This window comes from Sphingobacterium sp. WOUb80, assembly GCF_050058145.1.
Taxonomy (GTDB): domain Bacteria; phylum Bacteroidota; class Bacteroidia; order Sphingobacteriales; family Sphingobacteriaceae; genus Sphingobacterium.
In genome coordinates, this window is record NZ_CP165617.1 from 6,196,640 (window position 1) to 6,216,243 (window position 19,604).

The 19,604-nt window shown below is 39.0% G+C and carries 16 protein-coding genes; 6 read left to right on the forward strand and 10 right to left on the reverse strand.

The genetic code is table 11. The annotated features are described in order from the left end of the window. Positions 1 to 71: 71 nt before the first annotated feature. The 3 genes from AB1Z56_RS25590 (at position 72) to AB1Z56_RS25600 (ending at position 4,087) form a co-directional block, all read left to right on the forward strand. Positions 72 to 479: an EthD family reductase gene (locus AB1Z56_RS25590; protein WP_426790476.1), complete on the forward strand. Its 408-nt coding sequence runs from the start codon at positions 72 to 74 to the stop codon at positions 477 to 479. Between the two features lie 184 nt (positions 480 to 663). Continuing rightward, entirely contained in the window at positions 664 to 3,054 is a 2,391-nt protein-coding gene (locus AB1Z56_RS25595) for a PDZ domain-containing protein (RefSeq protein ID WP_426790477.1), read from the forward strand. Positions 3,055 to 3,655: 601 nt separating this feature from the next. Continuing rightward, positions 3,656 to 4,087: a hypothetical protein gene (locus tag AB1Z56_RS25600; protein WP_426790478.1), complete on the forward strand. Its 432-nt coding sequence runs from the start codon at positions 3,656 to 3,658 to the stop codon at positions 4,085 to 4,087. 103 nt (positions 4,088 to 4,190) lie between these two features. Here AB1Z56_RS25600 and AB1Z56_RS25605 read toward each other — a convergent pair whose 3' ends face one another. The 3 genes from AB1Z56_RS25605 to AB1Z56_RS25615 form a co-directional block, all read right to left on the reverse strand. Then, positions 4,191 to 5,483 carry a hypothetical protein gene (locus tag AB1Z56_RS25605; RefSeq protein ID WP_426790479.1) on the reverse strand — a complete coding sequence of 431 codons (1,293 nt, stop codon included), beginning with the start codon at positions 5,481 to 5,483 and terminating at the stop codon, positions 4,191 to 4,193. Between the two features lie 234 nt (positions 5,484 to 5,717). Then, positions 5,718 to 7,121, reverse strand: coding sequence for a M56 family metallopeptidase (locus AB1Z56_RS25610; RefSeq protein WP_426790480.1), 1,404 nt, complete (start codon positions 7,119 to 7,121; stop codon positions 5,718 to 5,720). Continuing rightward, positions 7,118 to 7,492, reverse strand: a complete 375-nt coding sequence (locus tag AB1Z56_RS25615) for a BlaI/MecI/CopY family transcriptional regulator (RefSeq protein WP_112373710.1) — start codon at positions 7,490 to 7,492, stop codon at positions 7,118 to 7,120. The genes AB1Z56_RS25610 and AB1Z56_RS25615 overlap by 4 nt, the downstream gene beginning before the upstream one ends. Before the next feature lie 429 nt (positions 7,493 to 7,921). On the opposite strand from AB1Z56_RS25615, the gene AB1Z56_RS25620 reads away from it, so the two are divergent. After that, a complete protein-coding gene (locus tag AB1Z56_RS25620) occupies positions 7,922 to 8,497 on the forward strand; it encodes a 2,3-bisphosphoglycerate-dependent phosphoglycerate mutase (RefSeq protein WP_426790481.1) in 576 nt (191 codons plus the stop codon). A 139-nt stretch (positions 8,498 to 8,636) separates the two neighbouring features. Here the strand turns inward: AB1Z56_RS25620 and AB1Z56_RS25625 are convergent, their stop codons facing one another. Beyond that, complete coding sequence (locus AB1Z56_RS25625) at positions 8,637 to 9,305, reverse strand: metal-dependent transcriptional regulator (protein ID WP_426790482.1); 669 nt, start codon at positions 9,303 to 9,305, stop codon at positions 8,637 to 8,639. Between the two features lie 115 nt (positions 9,306 to 9,420). Here AB1Z56_RS25625 and AB1Z56_RS25630 point away from each other — a divergent pair, with 115 nt between their 5' ends. Then, positions 9,421 to 11,736, forward strand: coding sequence for a TonB-dependent receptor (locus AB1Z56_RS25630; protein ID WP_426790483.1), 2,316 nt, complete (start codon positions 9,421 to 9,423; stop codon positions 11,734 to 11,736). Positions 11,737 to 11,854: 118 nt separating this feature from the next. Here the strand turns inward: AB1Z56_RS25630 and AB1Z56_RS25635 are convergent, their stop codons facing one another. Further along, positions 11,855 to 12,379 (reverse strand): hypothetical protein, encoded by a 525-nt coding sequence (locus AB1Z56_RS25635; RefSeq protein ID WP_309366352.1) that lies wholly within the window; start codon positions 12,377 to 12,379, stop codon positions 11,855 to 11,857. Positions 12,380 to 12,762: 383 nt separating this feature from the next. After that, positions 12,763 to 13,155, reverse strand: a complete 393-nt coding sequence (locus AB1Z56_RS25640; RefSeq protein ID WP_426790484.1) for a response regulator transcription factor — start codon at positions 13,153 to 13,155, stop codon at positions 12,763 to 12,765. A 487-nt stretch (positions 13,156 to 13,642) separates the two neighbouring features. Here AB1Z56_RS25640 and AB1Z56_RS25645 point away from each other — a divergent pair, with 487 nt between their 5' ends. Beyond that, entirely contained in the window at positions 13,643 to 16,165 is a 2,523-nt protein-coding gene (locus AB1Z56_RS25645; RefSeq protein WP_426790485.1) for a cation-translocating P-type ATPase, read from the forward strand. A 192-nt stretch (positions 16,166 to 16,357) separates the two neighbouring features. On the opposite strand, the gene AB1Z56_RS25650 is transcribed toward AB1Z56_RS25645, so the two are convergent. From AB1Z56_RS25650 to AB1Z56_RS25665, 4 genes are read right to left on the reverse strand one after another with little or no spacing between them, the layout of a single operon-like run. After that, positions 16,358 to 17,299, reverse strand: coding sequence for a glycerophosphodiester phosphodiesterase family protein (locus tag AB1Z56_RS25650; RefSeq protein WP_426790486.1), 942 nt, complete (start codon positions 17,297 to 17,299; stop codon positions 16,358 to 16,360). Next, positions 17,300 to 17,815 carry a shikimate kinase gene (locus tag AB1Z56_RS25655; protein ID WP_293904311.1) on the reverse strand — a complete coding sequence of 172 codons (516 nt, stop codon included), beginning with the start codon at positions 17,813 to 17,815 and terminating at the stop codon, positions 17,300 to 17,302. It lies immediately after the preceding gene. Between the two features lie 5 nt (positions 17,816 to 17,820). Beyond that, positions 17,821 to 19,005, reverse strand: a complete 1,185-nt coding sequence (locus AB1Z56_RS25660; RefSeq protein WP_293904313.1) for a BT_3928 family protein — start codon at positions 19,003 to 19,005, stop codon at positions 17,821 to 17,823. Positions 19,006 to 19,012: 7 nt separating this feature from the next. Then, positions 19,013 to 19,555 carry a DUF1599 domain-containing protein gene (locus AB1Z56_RS25665; RefSeq protein WP_088163452.1) on the reverse strand — a complete coding sequence of 181 codons (543 nt, stop codon included), beginning with the start codon at positions 19,553 to 19,555 and terminating at the stop codon, positions 19,013 to 19,015. Positions 19,556 to 19,604 lie beyond the last annotated feature (49 nt).

Here is a 19,604-nt window from a genome sequence, read left to right on the forward strand (position 1 = left end):
TCGCTGTTTATTGACTCATGGCAAATGTTTTTGGAAAAAAGAGTGTTATTTAATATTACTTATCAACAAATATGAAAACAAAGATCATTTTAGTTATGGTTTTGATAACCATGCTGTTGGGGTTTCAGTGCAATGTAAAGGCAGATCCACCTTTTCATAAAAAAGGGATGATCAAGGTATCGATCTTTTATCGTAATGGACCTGGAAAGACATTTGATTGGAATTATTATCTCCCTAAACATATTGCGCTTGTCAAAAAAGTTTACGGTAAAGCACTGAAAGGCGTAACCATTGATAAAGGGCTTTCGGGACGTAGCTCAGTAGAAGGTCCGATCTATTTGGCCATTTGCCATTTGTATTTTGATTCTGTTGCAGCCTATCAGGATCCTTTAAAAGAAAATGGGAAAAAGTTTGCCGAAGATTTTCCAAAGTACACGAATATTACGCCAGAGGTACAGATCAGTGAAGTGATTCAATAGAACGTTCGTTAATTAGGCGAAATACTATTGTTTTGTGAAATATAAACCTGATCGAATGAAACACGAACTGAAAAAGTCGTTTGTGCATAGCAAACGACTTTATTTTTATGGACTTATAGACCTAATTATATAGCGGGTTTATAGTCGATGTAATCTAGCTAAAACTATATGAACGATTAAAATTATGAAGATATCTTGTATGCTATTTCCGAAATTATTATTTATTGGCCTTACCGGTGTCACTTCGCTTAGTGTGCATGGGCAACAGGCTGGCTCAGTCAAACGTATTTATGTCAGTACAAAAGGAAGCGATAGAAACCAAGGAACTATGGCCAGTCCCTATGCCACAGCTGAAGCCGCATTGCGATCGGTAGAAAAACAGAAACAAGGGAAAAATACACCAGGCATCGAAATCATCTTTATGGCAGGTACCTATCAGCTGGATAAACCGATTGAATTGTCTGCTGGGATATCGGGTACAAGAAGGCAACCCTTGCGGATTAAAGCCGAGGATGGAGCACAAGTTACGTTGAGTGGTGCCAAATCGCTTAACCTCAAATGGAAACAGGGCGATCATGGTATTTGGGAGGCTAAGGTCCCAAGAGGATTAAACTTCCAAAGTCTATATGCTAATGATAAGCATCTTGTTCGGGCACGTTATCCAAACTACGATCCCACTGTCTTGCCATTTCAAGGCTATGCTGCAGATGCATTAAGTCCCGAACGTGTTGCAACCTGGAAAAACCCTAAGGGGGGAATTGTACATGCGTTGCATGCTGGTCGCTGGGGAGGATTCCATTATAAGATTACCGGAAAAGATGGCCTATCAACAGTTACACTTGAAGGTGGGCAGCAAAATAATCGTCCCAGCAAAATGCACGAGACCTATCGCTTTGTAGAAAATATCTTTGAAGAACTCGATACCTTTCAGGAGTGGTATTTGAATGAGGAGAAGGCACTCTTATATTATATGCCTGCTAAAGGAGTTGATCCCAACCAACTGAAGTTTGTAGCACCACAATTGGAAAATCTAATCTATCTTTCAGGTTCATCTTCCAGACCAGTGCATGATATTGAGGTTAGTGGCCTTCGCTTCATGTATACTGCTCCTACCTTTATGAAAACAAGCGAACCACTCTTACGTAGTGATTGGACGATCTATCGACAGGGAGCCGTAAAGATTGAGGGTGCTGAAAACTGTATCTTCCGCGCGAATGATTTTATCGCTTTGGGTGGGAATGCAATCTTTGTTAATAATTACAATCGAGAGGTCAAAATCGAAGGCAACCGGATCGAACAGATCGGCGCTGGAGCAATCAACTTTGTAGGAGATCCAGCGGCAGTACGCTCACCAGAATTTCGATATGAAAAATTTGTTCCGTTTGACCAAATGGATACTATCAAAGGGCCAAAAACCGATAATTATCCTATGAATTGTGAGGCCAGTGACAATCTGATTCATAACATTGGATTGATCGAAAAACAAGTAGCAGGTGTACAGGTCTCTATGGCTGAATCTTTACGAATTTTGCATAATACCATTTACAATGTGCCGCGAGCAGGTATTAATGTAGGTGATGGTACTTGGGGTGGTCATGAGATAGCTTACAATGATGTTTTTAATACAGTCCTGGAAACCAGCGATCATGGAGCCTTCAACTCATGGGGTCGCGACCGATTTTGGCATCCCAATCGCAAGGAGATGGATGAACTGACGGAGAAACATCCCAATTTAATATTGTTGGATGCAGTCAAAACAACCAAAATTCATGATAATAGATTTCGCTGTGATCACGGTTGGGATATTGATTTGGACGACGGATCTTCCAACTATGAAATTTACAACAATCTTTGTTTAAGTGGGGGACTGAAATTAAGAGAAGGATTTTATCGCAAAGTGTATAACAACGTGATGATCAACAATGGTTTTCATCCACATGTGTGGTTTCAGCATAGTCACGATGTATTCCGTAATAATATCGTGATGGAGTCCCATCAGGATATACAGGTCAAGTATTGGGGGGAAGAGGTAGACCATAATATTTACGGACGGCAGGATGACCTAGACAAAGATCGGGCGAAAGGCATAGAAAAACATGGTCGTGTTATTCAATTGAACTTTGCGAATCCTGCAGGTGGCGATTTCCGATTGAAGAACTGGGAAGATCAGGATTTTAAAAATTTTGACATGCTGCATTTCGGAGTTACGAGTAAAAGACTTAAAACTCTTGCCGCTAGTCCTGGAATACCTCAGTTGATCCAATCCGAAGCAAAGGAGCAGGGGAGCAGATGGGCATGGAAGTCGGGCTTATTTAAATCAGTGGAGACTTTGGGAGAGCAGTCGGCTGCGGGCTTGCCATCAATAGCCGGGGCGCTCGTATTGCAAGTAGATGAAAAAAGTAATCTTTATAAAAGCGGTTTGCGTATCGGCGATGTTCTGCTGAATTATCAGGGCGAGAAAATAGATCAATTAATAGACTTGCAACAAGCGATTAAAAAGCATGTACACGCCGACCAGCCGAAGGTGTTAATTTTTAGAAACCAACAACAGCAGGAATTAACCCTGCAGCTGTAGTAACATTTTCTATGGGCTGATTGAAATATAACATTGTACTTTGGTTTGCAGGCATGTGATATTGCTATTGTGATGATTTAGCATTAAACCATAGCAGTTGTGATAGATCATCTTATGACGAAGCTTATTTTTTGTTTATAATTATTATTTCCATTGGGACTATTGAGCATCTAGGTCGTCATTATAGCAGTGTGTCATCACTTAATGGGGTAGACACATGATATTAAATTCTTATTCGTATTAATTGATGTATAAGGCTGTACAGCACTCATGTGTTGGCAGCCTTATTGTTTTAACCCCGAAATAGATCTAATAAAGAGGGGAAATGGTGGGGTATATGAAAGTATAAAGCAGCAATGGTTTAACGGGCTGTAATAAATGTGAGGAGCTTGACAGTCTAAGTATAAAAGCAGAAAGAATTAAATACAGTGCGTAATGGTGAATGGAAGTGAAGTCACAACCACAGCTGTAAAGATGAGGGCGCAACTTCGCTGGTATTGGATGATCGAGCCTAATTTCTTAAACTGGTTTAAGTTTGAACTGCTTTTGTTCTCTTACATTTGATTTATATCGTTTATACCATATTTATATAATTTATACCATGTATAGTCAACTTTTTGTACGTATAGCTGTGTCTACAGCATTTTTATCCGCTGTGGCAGATCGTTTGGGCCTCTGGGGAGCACCGGGGGCAGCCCATGTTTCCTGGGGAAATTGGGCTAATTTTGTAGCCTATTCAAATACCCTTAATTTTTTTGTGCCTGAATCTTTCGGTAATATACTTGCTATCGGTGCAACATTATTAGAGGTTGTCTTAGCAATCCTATTGCTGATTGGCTATAAACTGCGTTTCACTGCATTCGTTGCTGGGATTCTACTGATCAGCTTTGCGATGGTAATGACCCTATCCTTAGGGATCAAATCGACTTTTGATTATTCGGTCTGGGTAGGAGCGGCTGCCTGTTTTCTACTGCTTACTGCCGATAACTTTCCCATTAGCATAGACCGGTATATTGAACTTCGAAAAAAGTAAATGGATAGGTAAATGAAGGGGCGAAGATTTTATCGTATTAGAAATACGTTTCAAAAAGCATAAAAAATGCCGTTAAGCAAACCAGTTTAACAGCATTTTTTGATTACATTTCCTTTAAATTTACCTCTTTCTTTTCACCATCCTTGTCAATGTTGACGTGTTTTTCAACATTGGCTTTGTCGACATAAGATGATCTTGCCGTACCATAATTTGTCGTGGAACCTGTATAACCCCAATAGTTATAATAATTGGTATAGCCCGATACATAGGAATAGTTGTAAGAATTGGTGAAATCGAAGCTCGCCATAATCACGTATGCACCTGGCATGAGATCTGCAAATTCGAAATGCCCCTCATCATCATAAACTTTTGCTTTTTTAACAGCATAGCCGAAATCGGGATCTAATGGAACTTCTTGGACCTTTTTCTGTTTTCGGATCTTTTTATTGACTTCCAGCCATTCTTCGTAATAGGCAGAGTTGGCGAAGAGCGTAATTTCTGTACCTTTTGGAGCATATTGCTTTTTGGCTGTATTCACGAGTCCGCCAAGTTTTTTTCCGGAGCTAGACCGCGCGTAAGCCGTCCCGATAATAACACTGTTCCCCTGGGAAATCTGTTGGGCAGCCTGTTCTTTGTTGAATCTGTTTTTAATGGGTTGATAGTCCAGTTCTTCGTTTACGGTAATTTCCCATTTGCCGTTTCCCATGGACATTTCCCTTTGCCATAATCGGCGATCTTTCTTATCGATGACATAATTGTAGATGGCTCCGGTACTTTCTTCTAGAAGTGTAACCAGCCAACTGTTGTGCTTACCTGTTTTTGGGGAGCCATAACTGTAGCTTTTTACTTCCTTGATGGTATAGTCTTCGACAAAAATGTCCGAATCACTATTGTAATAAAATTGTGGGATGCGCGCTTTATACCCTAGATCTAAAGGTAGAGTTGAAATCAGATGATCTGTCCAGTTAAAATCCACAAAAGGTCTAGTAGGCTGTAAGTTGATTTTTTTTTCCTTTTTGGTTTTCTTCGAATAATAATTACCTGTAATTGTTTCTCCAAAGTTGAGGTTTACTTTTGTTTCCTTGCCATCGCTAGAATAGCTGATTGACCGAAGTGTTTTTGCGTCGGCAATCGTAGTACGGATCGAAGTCCAGGCATTGTCTTTCGGAACATAGGTATTGGTTAAGGTCAGCTGATTGTTGGCTGCTACAATATCGTAGGTCAATGATCCTTGTTTGTCCCAATTGTTATCTTTAACATAATAGACCGTATACAGTGATTTCTCCGGTTTTATATAGTTGGTATTGATATCGCTACTACCAGGGGTGACGGTCTTTTGACATAATCCTACCGCTGGAAGTAAGCCCGCTCCCAAAACAAAGGCATATAATTTCATATATGTGAACTATAGTTAATGAAAAAACAAGTTGTTTTCTTGTTCGATTTATTTATCTAAGGTAATAAAAAAAATATTTTTTTGCAGGGTTGCGTCATCGAATGGGTTTATGCTATAGTGGGAATTTGATATCGTAACCTTTTGGAGATTTATAGTCGAGTAAGTGTGAGGATTTCGAAAATCGCAATAAGAGGAATAGTATTCCTCTTATTGTATTCCAAAGAATTCTGCTATTTATTTTTTATTTACAGATTTTACTTCTACTTCGGGTTTCATTTTTAGAACGATCTTTGGGGGCGTTTCCTCCTTAACTTGAATGTCTTTTTGATCTTGATTTGAACTGACATTGGCATTGGCAGAAAGATTGATCCGCTTTTGTTGACGCAATTGAATATCTTCGACCCTTACTTCCTCAATTTTAGGTACTACTTGCACTTTTTCAATTATCGCTGAAGTTTTTTTTGATGGGGTAGATTTTTTTTGAGGTTCCGGAAATTTGACCTCTTCAACAATTACTTCCTCGATTATTTTGGGTGATTTTTGAGGTGGGGCAGGTCTTTTCCTAGGTTCCGGGAAACGTACATTACCTTCTTGTTGGGAAGAAGACCTGCGCTGGGATATCATTGGCGGAACCATTTCCTTTGTCGATGATTTAGGAGATCTTCCACTAGTTTTAGGAGCGTCCGGTTGCTTTGATTCAGGCGGCGTTATTGCGGTGTTGGCAGTCGCTGCTTTTTTTGTCGTGGTCGGCGTTGTTTTCTGTGCTTCCACCTGCGTTGAAAACAATGTAGATATCGCTACTGTCAGTAATAAAGTAAGCCCGGGCATTAGCAAAAGTTTACTTCGGGTTGTTCTTTTTTGTAACATAATTAATCGTTTTTTTGTTGTTAAGAAATTAAAATTACTGGCCGGTAATGTGTTTATATCAGGGGTGGACATGCTCCACTCGATAATCAAATGTTGGTATCTTAACTTTTCATGAATCTTGACTACAGCATCATCTGCAAGGTATTCATGAGTTTGTCGGATCGATTTCTGAATGAAATAAATGAAGGGATTGAACCACAAAAATATACCCAAAATCTGTATGAAAAGTACATCCATCGAATGGCGTTGATTGGCATGGGCCCGTTCGTGAGTTATAATTGACTGATCAATACCGTCCTGTTGATAGGCATCTTTGGGAACATAAATTTTTTGAAAAAAGGAAAAGGGTGTTTTTAAACCATGTATACAATAAATGGACTGTTCATGGCTTGGTGTGGCACTTCGGATATAATATAGGAATTTGTGGTACAACCATACTTGTTTCAGAAGTAATGCAATGGTGACAATTACATAAACCAGCAGAGAGATGTTGTACCAATCAACATGATAATTATTGAAGAGTGCTGAATCCGTTGCCGGCTGTGTAATGGTCGGTCCGATAGGGATAGTATCACTGTTTCTGTCGTTCAATAAGTTGAGAAGATCAAACGGGACAACAATCTTGATCAAAGGAATGATGACAGACAAAGGGATAATCCCAAGTAAATAAAATCGGTTAAATACAAGCAGCTTCTGATTGCGTAGTACCAACCAATAAATAAGATAAAGTAAACCCGAACAGGCTATCAGTTTTCCAATATATAGCATCATGTCTCTTTGTTTTTAATTTCGGAATCAATTATATTTTTCAGTTCCTCCAATTGCTCTTTGCTCAGCTGAGATTGTTTAGTGAAAAAAGAAGCAAATTTTAATGCTGAATTGTCGAAGTAGGTTTCTACGATATCATTGACATGTGCTAAATAATAGTTGTCTTTATCGATTAATGGATAATACTCTCTCGAATTTCCATAAAGCACATAAGATATTGCCCCCTTTTCAGTCATTCGCTTCAATAATGTAGCAACAGTTGTTGGCGCCGGTTTAGGTTCAGAATACGCTTCCATAAGATCTTTCATAAAAGCTTTCTTCATATCCCAGATGTAGCCCATCAATTGTTCTTCCGTAGCTGATAATTTATTCATACTACAAATATAGAATTCATTCTACATATTGTAGAATTAAAATATGTTAAATAATTATTTTTAACTTTATTTTACTGATTATAAGTGTGTTAATTTGTTTTTTTTTACTGAAAATAAATAAGATTTAGGCAACAGGTTTCTTCTTTTTAGCTTGATCATCAGCGCTAAGTATATATAAATAGGAATGGGGCAGGATGTGGTAATATAGCTTTTGGGATAAAGAATCTGTCCTTGTATCTGGATAAGCTGCGGATAAAAACTTTAGACGGTTCAGTGCGTGCGAAAGGGTATAAATAAAACAAAACTGGAGATATTGTTATTATATACCTGCGGGCGGATACAGTGTAATCTTATCGTCTCTTCATAGAAAAATCGGCTTTTTTTGGATAGATAAACCAATTTAGGCAGCAGACAAACTAAAAATAAATAATGGCAAAACTTTTTTTAGTCCGACATGGACAGTCGCAATGGAATTTAGAAAATCGCTTTACGGGCTGGCAAGATATTGATATCACCGAATTAGGCCAGCAGGAAGCGCGACAGGCCGGCGTGGCCTTAGCACATGAACCAATTGATATTGCTTATACTTCAACACTTATAAGAGCACAGCATACATTAAAAATTATTTTAGACGAAATGGGAAATCCTCCCATTCCGATTGTGATAGATGCGGCATTAAATGAGCGTGGTTATGGAAAACTTGAAGGGCTGAACAAGGACGAAACAGCAGAAAAATATGGGGCTGAGCAAGTGCATATCTGGCGTAGGTCTTTTGATGTTCCGCCACCAGGAGGGGAAAGCTTAAAAGATACGAACGAGCGTGTTATTCCCTACTATGAACATGTTATAGCTCCACAGCTGAAACTAGGCCAGAATGTGCTTGTTGTTGCGCACGGCAATAGCTTAAGGGCACTAATTATGTATTTGGAGCACCTTTCTCCGGAACAGATATTGGAACGGGAGATTGCTACCGGGCAACCGATCACGTATCAAATTGATGGATAAGCAAAATATTCAAATGCCATAAACCAGGCTGATATTTTGAGGATTCATCTTTAAATGTTAGTTTAGTCTAATATATTTTGTCTGGTTTTGGGAAAAAGATGCCCGATTCTTTCCAGAAAATACCTCTTGGGTTGTATACTTAGGCAAGTCCGGTTATCACACGTACAAGTAATGTTGCGGTAACTTTACTGCTTAAAACTTCTATTGGTCTGTCTTTGTACGCCACGGTGAGGCTTTCATCAAAGGGCTCTATTGATTTAATAGTTAAGGTGGTGCCAAGCTCAAGATTTTTGGCTGTTAAATATTGTAAAAGCTCCTTGGATGATGGTTGCACCGCCATTAATGTGACCATATCGCCTGCTTTGCAAGTATTTAAAAAAACATAGTTTTCCAAAGGCATCACCCCATTCTGATCGGGGATTGGCGATCCGTGGGGATCTACAGTTGGATACCCTAATAATTCATCCATCTTGCTGAAGAATTCTGGCGAATGAATATGCTCTACCTGTTCCGCAATCTGATGGACTTCATCCCAGGCAAAACCCATTTTTTGAAATAGATACATTTCAGTAAGCCGATGTTTTCGTATGATAAGGGCTGCCTCTTTCTTACCTTCTTCAGTTAGTCGCAGCGGTTTATAGCTTTCATAATGAACAAAACCTTTGTCAGCTAGTTTTTTCATCATACTATTTACTGTGGGCATTTTGATGTCCAGCCGTTTGCTTATTTCATTGACATTCGCGTTACCCTTTAAATAGGTAAGACTGTACAATGCTTTTAAATAATTCTCTTCGGTTTGTGAAATCATAGGACAAATTTATTAAATATTAGCCACGTCTAATAATCATGTTAGAAATTATTTTGTTAGTTTAATCTAACTTGTTAGATTTGTCAATCTAAATTAATAAATATAAAAACAAAACATGATGAAAGGATACAAGGTTCATTTTACCGCAGCAATGATGCTTACAGGATTTATTTCCTTTGGACAGACAAATAAGATTATGGGTAAAATTTACGATAAGCATGGCGCTCCATTACGAGCAGCTTCCGTTGTTATTCCAAAATTACAGCTAGGAACCAAGTCGAACAGTTCGGGGAAGTATGTGTTTGAAAATATTCCGTATGGTACTTGGGAAGTGGAAGTCAAACATATCGGATTTAAAGATTTCCGCGATTCGATAAAAGTCGGTTATGAGTTATCGACCAAAGATGTGCAGCTGGACGGTACCGAATTCTTACTGGATGAGATTGTGGTAACGGGAACCAAAACATTCAAGCGTAAGACAGAGAGCCCTGTGATGGTGAATATTTTGGATAGCAAGACCCTGGATAATCTACAGGTCTGCAATCTTTCAGAAGGCCTGAAATTTCAGCCTGGATTGCGCGTAGAAACAGACTGTCAGACCTGTAATTATACACAATTGCGGATGAATGGACTTCAGGGAGGCTATTCACAGATTCTGATTAATGGCAGGCCGATTTTCAGTCCACTAATGGGACTTTACGGCATGGAGCAATTGCCTGTCAATATGATTGAAAAGATCGAAGTTGTCCGTGGCGGCGGTTCATCATTATACGGTTCAAGTGCGATTGGCGGCACAGTAAATGTAATTACAAAACTACCGCGGACAAATGGTTATGAAATTAATTCTTTCTACCAAAGCATAGGAGGTAAGACCAATGATTTCAATCTTGGTGGCAACGCAACTTTAGTCAACGAGAAAGGCAATGCCGGAACATCGTTCTTCTTCAATAAACGTGACCGTGGCTTTTATGATGCAAATGCTGATAATTTTTCTGAGATACCTAAAATTGAAAATACTTCTTTAGGACTTAATTCATTCTATAAGTTTTCGGATAACCAAAAATTAGAAGTTTCGCTAAGCAATCTAAACGAATATCGATTTGGTGGTGAAATGACTAATAAACCGGCTTATCTGACATTACAGTCTGAAGAACGACATCATAAGATCTGGATGGGAAGTGCAGACTATCAGCTAAATTTTAATCAGGATAAATCGGCATTGATCGTCTATACTGCTTTTCAAAATACCAATAGAAAGCATTACACAGGCGTATTTCCAGATGATCCTGAGGCGATTGAAAACCACATCAAGAATCCACCCTATGGTGATTCAAAGACGACAACGCTTCAGGGTGGTTTCCAGTTGAACCATGAGGTCAGCAATTTTCTAAATGGCCGCAATGTGCTGACCATCGGATCGGAATATGTGTCGGATAAAGTTTATGATGAAATTCCAAGTTATAATTATTTGGTAGATCAGCATACTAAAGATTGGGGCAGCTTTTTTCAGAGTGATTGGGATTTTGCTCCTAAGTTTAATCTTTTGTCGGGCGTCCGTATTGATAAACACAATTTATTGAATAAGGTTGTAGCTAGTCCACGGATAGCACTTCTTTATAAATATGCTCCAACGACTCAGTTTCGCTTCAGTTATGGCACCGGTTTTAGAGCACCGCAGGCGTTCGACACTGATCTGCATATTGCATTTGCTGGTGGCGGGGTGTCACGCGTGCAGTTATCGCCAGATTTAAGGGAAGAACGTTCAAAAAGTTTTAGCGGTTCAATAAACTATGACAAAGCAACAGAAAAATGGATCGCTGGCTTCACCCTGGAAGGATTTTATACGCACCTGAAGAATGCATTTTTACTGGAGGAAATAGGTGCTGATAATTTTGGAAAGATTTTTGAAAAGCGAAATGGCAATAATGCAACGGTTGCCGGCGGAACGCTGGAATTGCGTGCAAATTATAATAAGAAAGTGCAGTTAGAAACAGGATTGACTGTGCAACGAAGCAGCTATGACAGTCCTGTATCGTATTTGGAAGGAGTCGCGCCGATTAAATCATTTTTGCGCACACCCAATGAGTACGGTTTTGCAAACCTCAATCTTACGCCTAGTAAACCGTGGACAATCAATTTAAACTATGTCTATACAGGAGGTATGCGGATTGCCCATGTCGGAGGTGCAGCTAATTTTCCTGATGACCAAATGGTGCAGACGAAAGCTTTTTCAGAGTTCAATAGCAAAGTCGCCTATGCATTTAATTTATCGAAATATAAAAATATCATTGAACTGTATGCGGGCGTGAAAAATATTTTCAATGCCTATCAAAATGATTTTGATACAGGAAAAAATCGCGACAGCAATTATATTTATGGACCCAATATGCCAAGGACATACTTGGTCGGTGTAAAGATCAAAACACCTTAAGACGAGCATTATCGAAGAATTATGTATTTCCAAGAAATGTAAAATAGGATTTTGGTAAATAAAAAATCCTGCCATATGGATGATGTGCAGGATTTTTGTTTCTTATATTCTCTTTATTCTATTTCAGAACGAATTTAAATCCTAAAGAAAAACGCGATGGCTCGAAATTAGAACCATGAGAAAGATTCCACCAAGGTTTCCAGTCGAAATGCATCGCCAATGGGGCAGAAGGGATTTTGAACTCTAGACCCAAGGCTGGACGGATTGCAAAATCCGTATGTGTTTTTCCATCTTTCCAGTGATAATCGTCATACCAGTCATCATGCCATTTGCCATAATCAATGAAGGAGACCTGCGGACCAACACCAATATACCAAGAAAGACCGCGAGATCCCGGAATACGTTTGTTGTATGAATAATCAACGCCGATAACAGTAATATTGTCTCCAAATAATACTTGCGCGTTCCCGGCATCATTTCCACCAAAATTGTGTTTAATCTGTGGACCGAATAGTGTTTGACCGTCGCCAACGTCTATTCCTAAACCAATAGCTGTGCGATAAGGTGTTTGTGCATTTACTTGCTGATGAGCAATAAATAGTAGTGTAAAAAGTGTTAGAAAAGGTAGAATTACTTTTTTCATGATAAATTAAAAAAATTGAGTATTGAGTTTTCGCTTAGAAAACTTTCGCTGTTGAAACAAATAGTTTGCCAAATATTTTTTTTAATGTTTTGATAAACAATAAATGATCCGTAACTGCTTATCTTTTAATGTGTTTTTTTTGCTGATAATCTAAAAATAAAACCAACTATATGAAAAACAGCCTTTTTCCAATTGCAAAAAGGCTGTTTTTCAATAAATAATTAGCGATGGGACTGTTTTCTATCACTAACTGTTGAAATATTTCGCAAAGAAGGAAACGATAGAGAAATTACAGATCAATATAAAAAAATGAAAACTGGATAGCGTAAGGATGCGATGTGATGCAGGATTGGAAGTGTATATAGAGGACAGGCGTCCACATTTCATGAAAGATTATCTGGAATGGGTTTGGCTTCCATTCGGTGACTCGTCAGTCGTTTGACCCGCAGCAGGAGTTCTTCCGGGCTAAACGGCTTCACCATAAAATCTGAAGCGCCAAGATCAAAAGCTTCAATGACGACTTCTTCTTGTCCCATGTTGGAAAGTACAATAACGGGAATTTTTTTCTCGAGTTTTTTGAGGGAAGAAAGCACTTCTATCCCCGAAGCAAATGGCATCATAATGTCGGTAATGATTAAATCCGGATCGATCGTACTAATCTTTTCAATTGCTTCTTTTCCATTGGTGGTGGCTATAACCTCATGACCTTCCTTCATCAGTTTATATTCAACCGTCCGTAATATCAACTCATTATCTTCTGCAATTAAGATTACCATTTTATTTTTATTATTAAAATACTACCAGAGAAGCCATAACAAGTTTGGATGCTATTCCATATCTTATGATAGGTGTAGCAATATTTTACAATATATGTTTAGTTTCCAGCTTCTGTTTGTGTTTTACATGATCTGAAAATATAGGTAGCAAAGAAGGACTTCAATCGCAAGAAGCTGTCTTGGCATTATTGGAAAAATGATCGTAAAATTGCTTTTGGCTAATATGAAATTCAAAGTCCCCATATGAATTTCTGCGCAAATATATCATTGTAATAGAAATATTCAATAAAAGAAAAGTATTAGAAGGTAAATTTTATGCTAATATGTTGCTGATAAGTTGTGTAGCCTTTCTTTTTTACAAACTGTAAAGGTTACAAAAAAAAGATTGTAACATTATGTTACGTATAAAGGAGATGATCGTCGACAGATGAATTAACCCTGGATACAAGAATTATTCATTATATTTAGTCAACCTAGTTCATTCGATATGTCATATAATATTCCCGATAATCTGAAAGGTCTTTCTGTAACAGAGGTGAATGCCTCCAGATCTAAACATGGCTGGAATCAATTGAGAGACGATCACAAGAGTACCTGGTATGAACTGCTTGTGGATATCTTAAAGGAACCTATGTTGATTCTGTTAATTATCATCTCTATCATTTATGTCCTTGTAGGGAATTATGGTGAAGCGGTATTTATGTTTGTCGCTATCATTGCTGTTACGGCAATTTCTTTTTATCAGGACAATCGCAGCAAAAAAGCTCTTGAGGAGTTGGAAAAGTTGAATGAACCGTTAAGTACTGTCATTAGAAGTGGTAATGTGATAGAAATTCCCACGCATGAAATTGTTGTCGGCGACCTCTGTATTACAGAAGAGGGTCGAATTATAAACGCTGATGGTCGTATTCTACATAGCAATGATTTTTCTGTCAATGAATCTTCGCTAACGGGGGAGAGTTTTTCTGTCTTTAAGGATAGTAAATCCGAAGATAATCTGGTTTACAGCGGGACCGTGACAGTCTCTGGTCTTGCTGTGTTTGAAGTAACAAAAATCGGTAAAGAGACCCGTGTTGGGAAGATAGGTGAATCGATTAAAAATATCAAAGAAGAAATCTCGCCATTGCAAGTGCAAATTCAAAAGTTTGTAAAAGCAATGGCAATTGTCGGCATCATTATCTTTTTATTGGTATGTCTATACAGTTTTATTGACAGCGGCAATTTAGTTGCAAGTCTGCTCAATGGACTTACTTTGGCCATGTCTGTATTGCCGGAAGAGATTCCGGTTGCGTTTACGACTTTTATGGCACTTGGTGCATGGAAACTCATGCGTGAAGGGGTCATCATCAAAAGAAGTAGTATTGTAGAGACTTTAGGAAGCACGACAGTGATTTGTACAGATAAAACCGGGACCATTACGGAGAATTCGATGCAATTAAAATACCTATACTATTATGCTACTGATACATCCTATGAAGAGGAAAGGTTTGATAACGGGGATTTAAGTGAACTTATCGATTATGCGATGTGGAGCAGTGAGCCTGTGCCCTTTGACCCTATGGAAATCACACTGCATAAAATATATGAAAAAACACAAAAGCAGGACCTCAGAAAGGAATATACACTATTTCATGAATATCCTTTAGAAGGTAAACCGCCGATGATGACCCATCTCTTCGAAAATATAGGAAAAGATCGGATTATTGCGGCCAAAGGTGCACCGGAGGCTATACTCAGTGTATCCAAGCTCTCTGATCATGAGAAAGAAAAAATTAGGGCTATTGTTAAATCCTATGGAGCGCAGGGCTTTCGTTTATTGGGTGTGGGGAAAGCGAAATTCGAAGGAAATAATTTCCCCGCGAAGCAACAGGATTTTGAATTCCAATTTTTGGGGTTGACCGTATTTTATGATCCACCCAAAAAAGGTATTCAAGAGGTGTTCCAAGATATTTATAATGCTGGGATCAAAGTCAAAGTGATTACCGGCGACAATGCCGATACAACTAAAGCAATAGCGACTCAGGCCGGAATTCATGTTTTGTCTCCGCCAGTCAATGGCAGTGAAATAGTAGATAGGTCTGAAGCTGAAATTATGGCGATAGCAGAGCAAACAACTTTATTTACTAGAATGTTTCCGGATGCTAAATTGGCTATTGTAAATGCGCTAAAAAAGAAAGGTGAGGTCGTGGCGATGCTTGGTGATGGCGTAAATGATGGCCCAGCATTAAAAGCAGCCCATATCGGCGTGGCCATGGGCAACAAAGGTACTGAAATAGCAAAATCAGCTGCAGCACTGATTATCACAAATGACGATTTACAAAAGCTTATCATAGGTATAGCAGCCGGAAGAAGAATTTATGCAAACATCAAGAAGGCAGTTCAATACATTATTTCTATTCATATCCCCATTATTTTAACAGTTTCCCTGCCTTTGTTTTTAGGCTGGGTATTTCCGCAGATTTTTAGCCCTGTGCATGTGATCTTCCTCGAATTGGTCATGGGCCCCACTTGCTCGATTGTATATGAAAATGAACCTATTGAAAAGGATACGATGCAGCGACCTCCTAGGGCTATGAGCGACACTTTTTTGAGTATAAATGAGCTCGGAATAAGTATTGTTCAAGGCCTGATCATCACCATAGGGATTCTATTTGTTTATCAGTTTGCTGTTCAGCAGGGAGGAACTGAGGAAAAAACGAGGGCAATGGTGTTCGCTACGTTAATCTTTGCCAATATTTTGCTGAGTTATGCCAACCGATCTTTTCATTATAGTATCCTTGAAAGTTTTAAAAATCGAAACTTACTGCTCGTGGGGATTTCGATGGCTGTGCTGCTATTTTTAGCGGTGATACTCTATGTACCGCCAGTCGCCCTATTCTTTGACGTAATGGCACTGAGTGGGTATGAATTGGGAATTGCACTCGCAGTCGCTGCGGTATCCGTTTTATGGTTCGAGATCTATAAATTGGTCAAAAGAATTGCAGCAAAAAGAACGTCTGATGAACCTTGATTTAAATTGATGATTTAAAATCTATACGGGCAGCGACGAGCTTAGGTAACTACTTTATCCAGGGCAAAGGGATCATTGGAAGATCTAACGATAGGATTTAATATGGCGTTCAATGCGCTCACTTGACGGAGTAATGATTAATATGCCGCAATGATTTCTATATTGATTCGAAGGAAAAAAGTTCTAGGAGCACTATTGAATAAATTTCGAAGTAATCCCTCTTTTCTTGATATAGAAATTCAGCGCTCGACCAGCCTCTGTAGGTCGATCTGTACTTAATATATCGGCGTCGCGATCAATAAATCCGGCATAAACTTGAAAGCCTTTTTTGTCGGCCTGTTTGTCCAAGTTGCCCAGCGTACCCAATATACACATGATGCCGTGGTCATGTAGTACTTTTGTCAATTGAGGGTCCGCTTCCCGTGTTCCAACGAAGGCCAATAAACGATTGTCTGGGATATCCTTTTCATTAAGTCTTGCCAGATCATTTGTCGTATTGATAGAAGCCGAAATCATTAAGTCTCCGGCAAGGCTATGGACTTTGGCTGCCTGGTTGGCACTATACGTAATGATGACTACACTAGATTCTGCGCGTTGTTTACGAATAGCATTGATAACAGCTTCATAAGGCACATCGTTCTTGATGTCTAACGTGAAAATTACCTTTCCTTTTCCCCAGGATAAGGCTTCTTCCAGCGTCGGGATCTTATAGGGCGTTATTTTTTTGTTGTTATCTAATAAACGGAGTTGTTTGAGTTCCGATAAAGTGCTGGCATTTACAGGTCCTCTGCCTGTGGTTGTACGGTTTAATGTATTGTCATGCATCAACACCAATGCTGAATCTTTGCTGATGCGGACATCACACTCAACAAGAACAGGCTGCAGACTCGCGTTATATGAAAATGTTTCGATAGCATTCTCAGGGTATCCGGATGCCGGGCCACCACGATGTAAACTGACCAAAGGATAGCGATTATCGTCATAGGTCAGAAACTGATATAATTCCTCTACATTCTGAAGCTGTATACGTTTACCCACTGGCAATCCATCTGTATTGGCTCCATTACGAAAGCAGCTGCTTGCCACAAAGCAGATCAATAAAAGGAAGTAGTGTCGTATACGGATATTCATCATCTATTTATTGTGCTGATTAATTAGATCGGCTAATGTCTCCAAGCTCGTATTTAACTGGTCGATGGTCAGATGTGCCTGTGTGTAGTAGGGTTCCCTCTCGGTCAACTTTTCTTCAATAAATACGCGGAGTTCCTCAGGAGATTTTCCGATCAGAATAGGCCTCTTGTGTAATTTTGATTGAGAAAGGCGATCAAAAAGTGCTTTGGGGGACATCTGTAAATAGACGGTATAACCATTCGCCTTTATCCATTCCATGTTATCAAAGAAACAGGGGGCACCACCACCGGTAGATATTACGGCTGCATTCTCAGCAAATTTACGCAATTGTTCGCGTTCTAAAGCTCGGAATGCGTCTTCACCATGTTGACCAAAATATTCGGTAATACTCATGCCAATTTGTTTTACGATCTCCTCATCTGTGTCAATGAAAGGGAGTTCAAGTTTGGCGGCAAGTTTCTTACCCAGGGTAGTTTTTCCACTTCCCATATAACCAATCAAAAATATAGGTTTAGGCATGTTTGTTATTTGTCTTTACTTAGAAATTTATCTTCAATGGTCTTGGCATCCGGAAAATTATTGTAATGCCATTTTCCCACAACATTGCCTCCCTTTAGCAGCAGTACGCCAGGATTTGCTCTGACCATGCTTTTCAAAGGAATGAGATCGGCATAGAAGATCTCCGCAATTAATTGCATTTTATCACTCAGATATTGAGCGTCTTTGGATGCAGAAGCAGTCAATAGAACAACGCGGAGTCCATTATAATCTTTTGTTAATTGGATGGCTGCCTGGTTGATCTTTTGGATAGCGTCAATATTGGTTGAAGAGAGATCTTTTGCAACGATCACAAGATTATAATAAGGGTTGGCAATGATTTCCTGTGTATGATCTGCACCATCAGCGTCTGTAATTAAGAGATCAGGAATAGGGATGTCATATCCTTTTTTTACTAATCTACTCTCAGGCTCACCTATAATTTCCCATGATTCATCTTCCCATAGTTTATCAGCCATATAGACTTTGTCATTGACCTTTTTTGTCTCGCCCGTCTTTTTATTTTTCATGGTATAGATTTGCTCAAACACATCACCTTGTTTGCCTTCAGGTAATACCATTAATGAAGGTAAGTTGTTGCCAACTTTGTAGGGTAAGAAATCAATAAAGGGGAGGTAGTTTACGGTGTAAACACCAATACCTAAGGAGATGATCGCAGTAATCAAAGTAGCAACGAATTGATTGCCTGATCCTTTGATAATTGATCGTAATTGTTTTCGGTTAAAAAATATAATAAGGATCAACGCCAAGAGCACCAGATCTTTAGAAAATGATTGCCAAGGTGTGAGTGGGATGGCATCCCCAAAACAGCCACATGAGGTAACGACCTCAAAAAATGCCGAATAGAAGGTTAGAAAGGTGAAAAACAGGATCAGCAGCAGCAGGCCCCAAGCAACGGCATTTGCATAGACCCCCAGTAATAACAGTGCTCCTAACAAAATTTCAAAGCCACAGATTACCACAGCGATGGCAGTAGCGTATTCGTTAAAAGCTGTGAGATGAAAGACCTCAAAGTATTCCTGAAGCTTATAGCCAAACCCTGTCGGGTCATTTGCTTTAATAAAACCTGAGAATATGAAAAGAAGTCCCGTAAAAATCCGGCAAAATCCTAAAAGATAATTTGTTTTGGTACGCTGCTGTGTAGCTGTCATAATCCGATTATTGTTGTGCGATTCCTAATTTAATTAATGCAAAAACTGCGTAATTGAGCATATCTTGATAGTTGGCATGAATGCCTTCGGAGACAAGGGTTTGCCCATCATTATCTTCAATTTGTTTAACGCGGTGTATTTTCATCAGAATAAGATCCGTCATGGAAGAGACTCGCATATCGCGCCATGCCTCACCATAATCGTGATTTTTAGCAAGCATGAGGTCTCTGGTTTCAGTAACCTTTTCGGTATATTTCTGATTCACAAAGGTAGGATCCAAATTTTCTTCGCCATCTTCACCCAAATCAATCTGAATCATGGCCATGACACAGTAATTGATAATACCGATATATTCGTCAACAATTCCTTCGCCTACCTTGGAAACCTTTTTGATTTCTAGCGTGCGTATACGTTGTGCTTTAATGTAAATCTGATCCGTAATGGAAGATAGGCGCATAATCCGCCATGCCGTTCCATAATCTTTTGTTTTTTTAATAAATAAATCCTGACAATGTTTGATAACACTGTTATATTCCTGAATGGTATCCATATCGTTGATTGAAGAAACTTGATGAGACAAGTTGTGATTACACTACAAA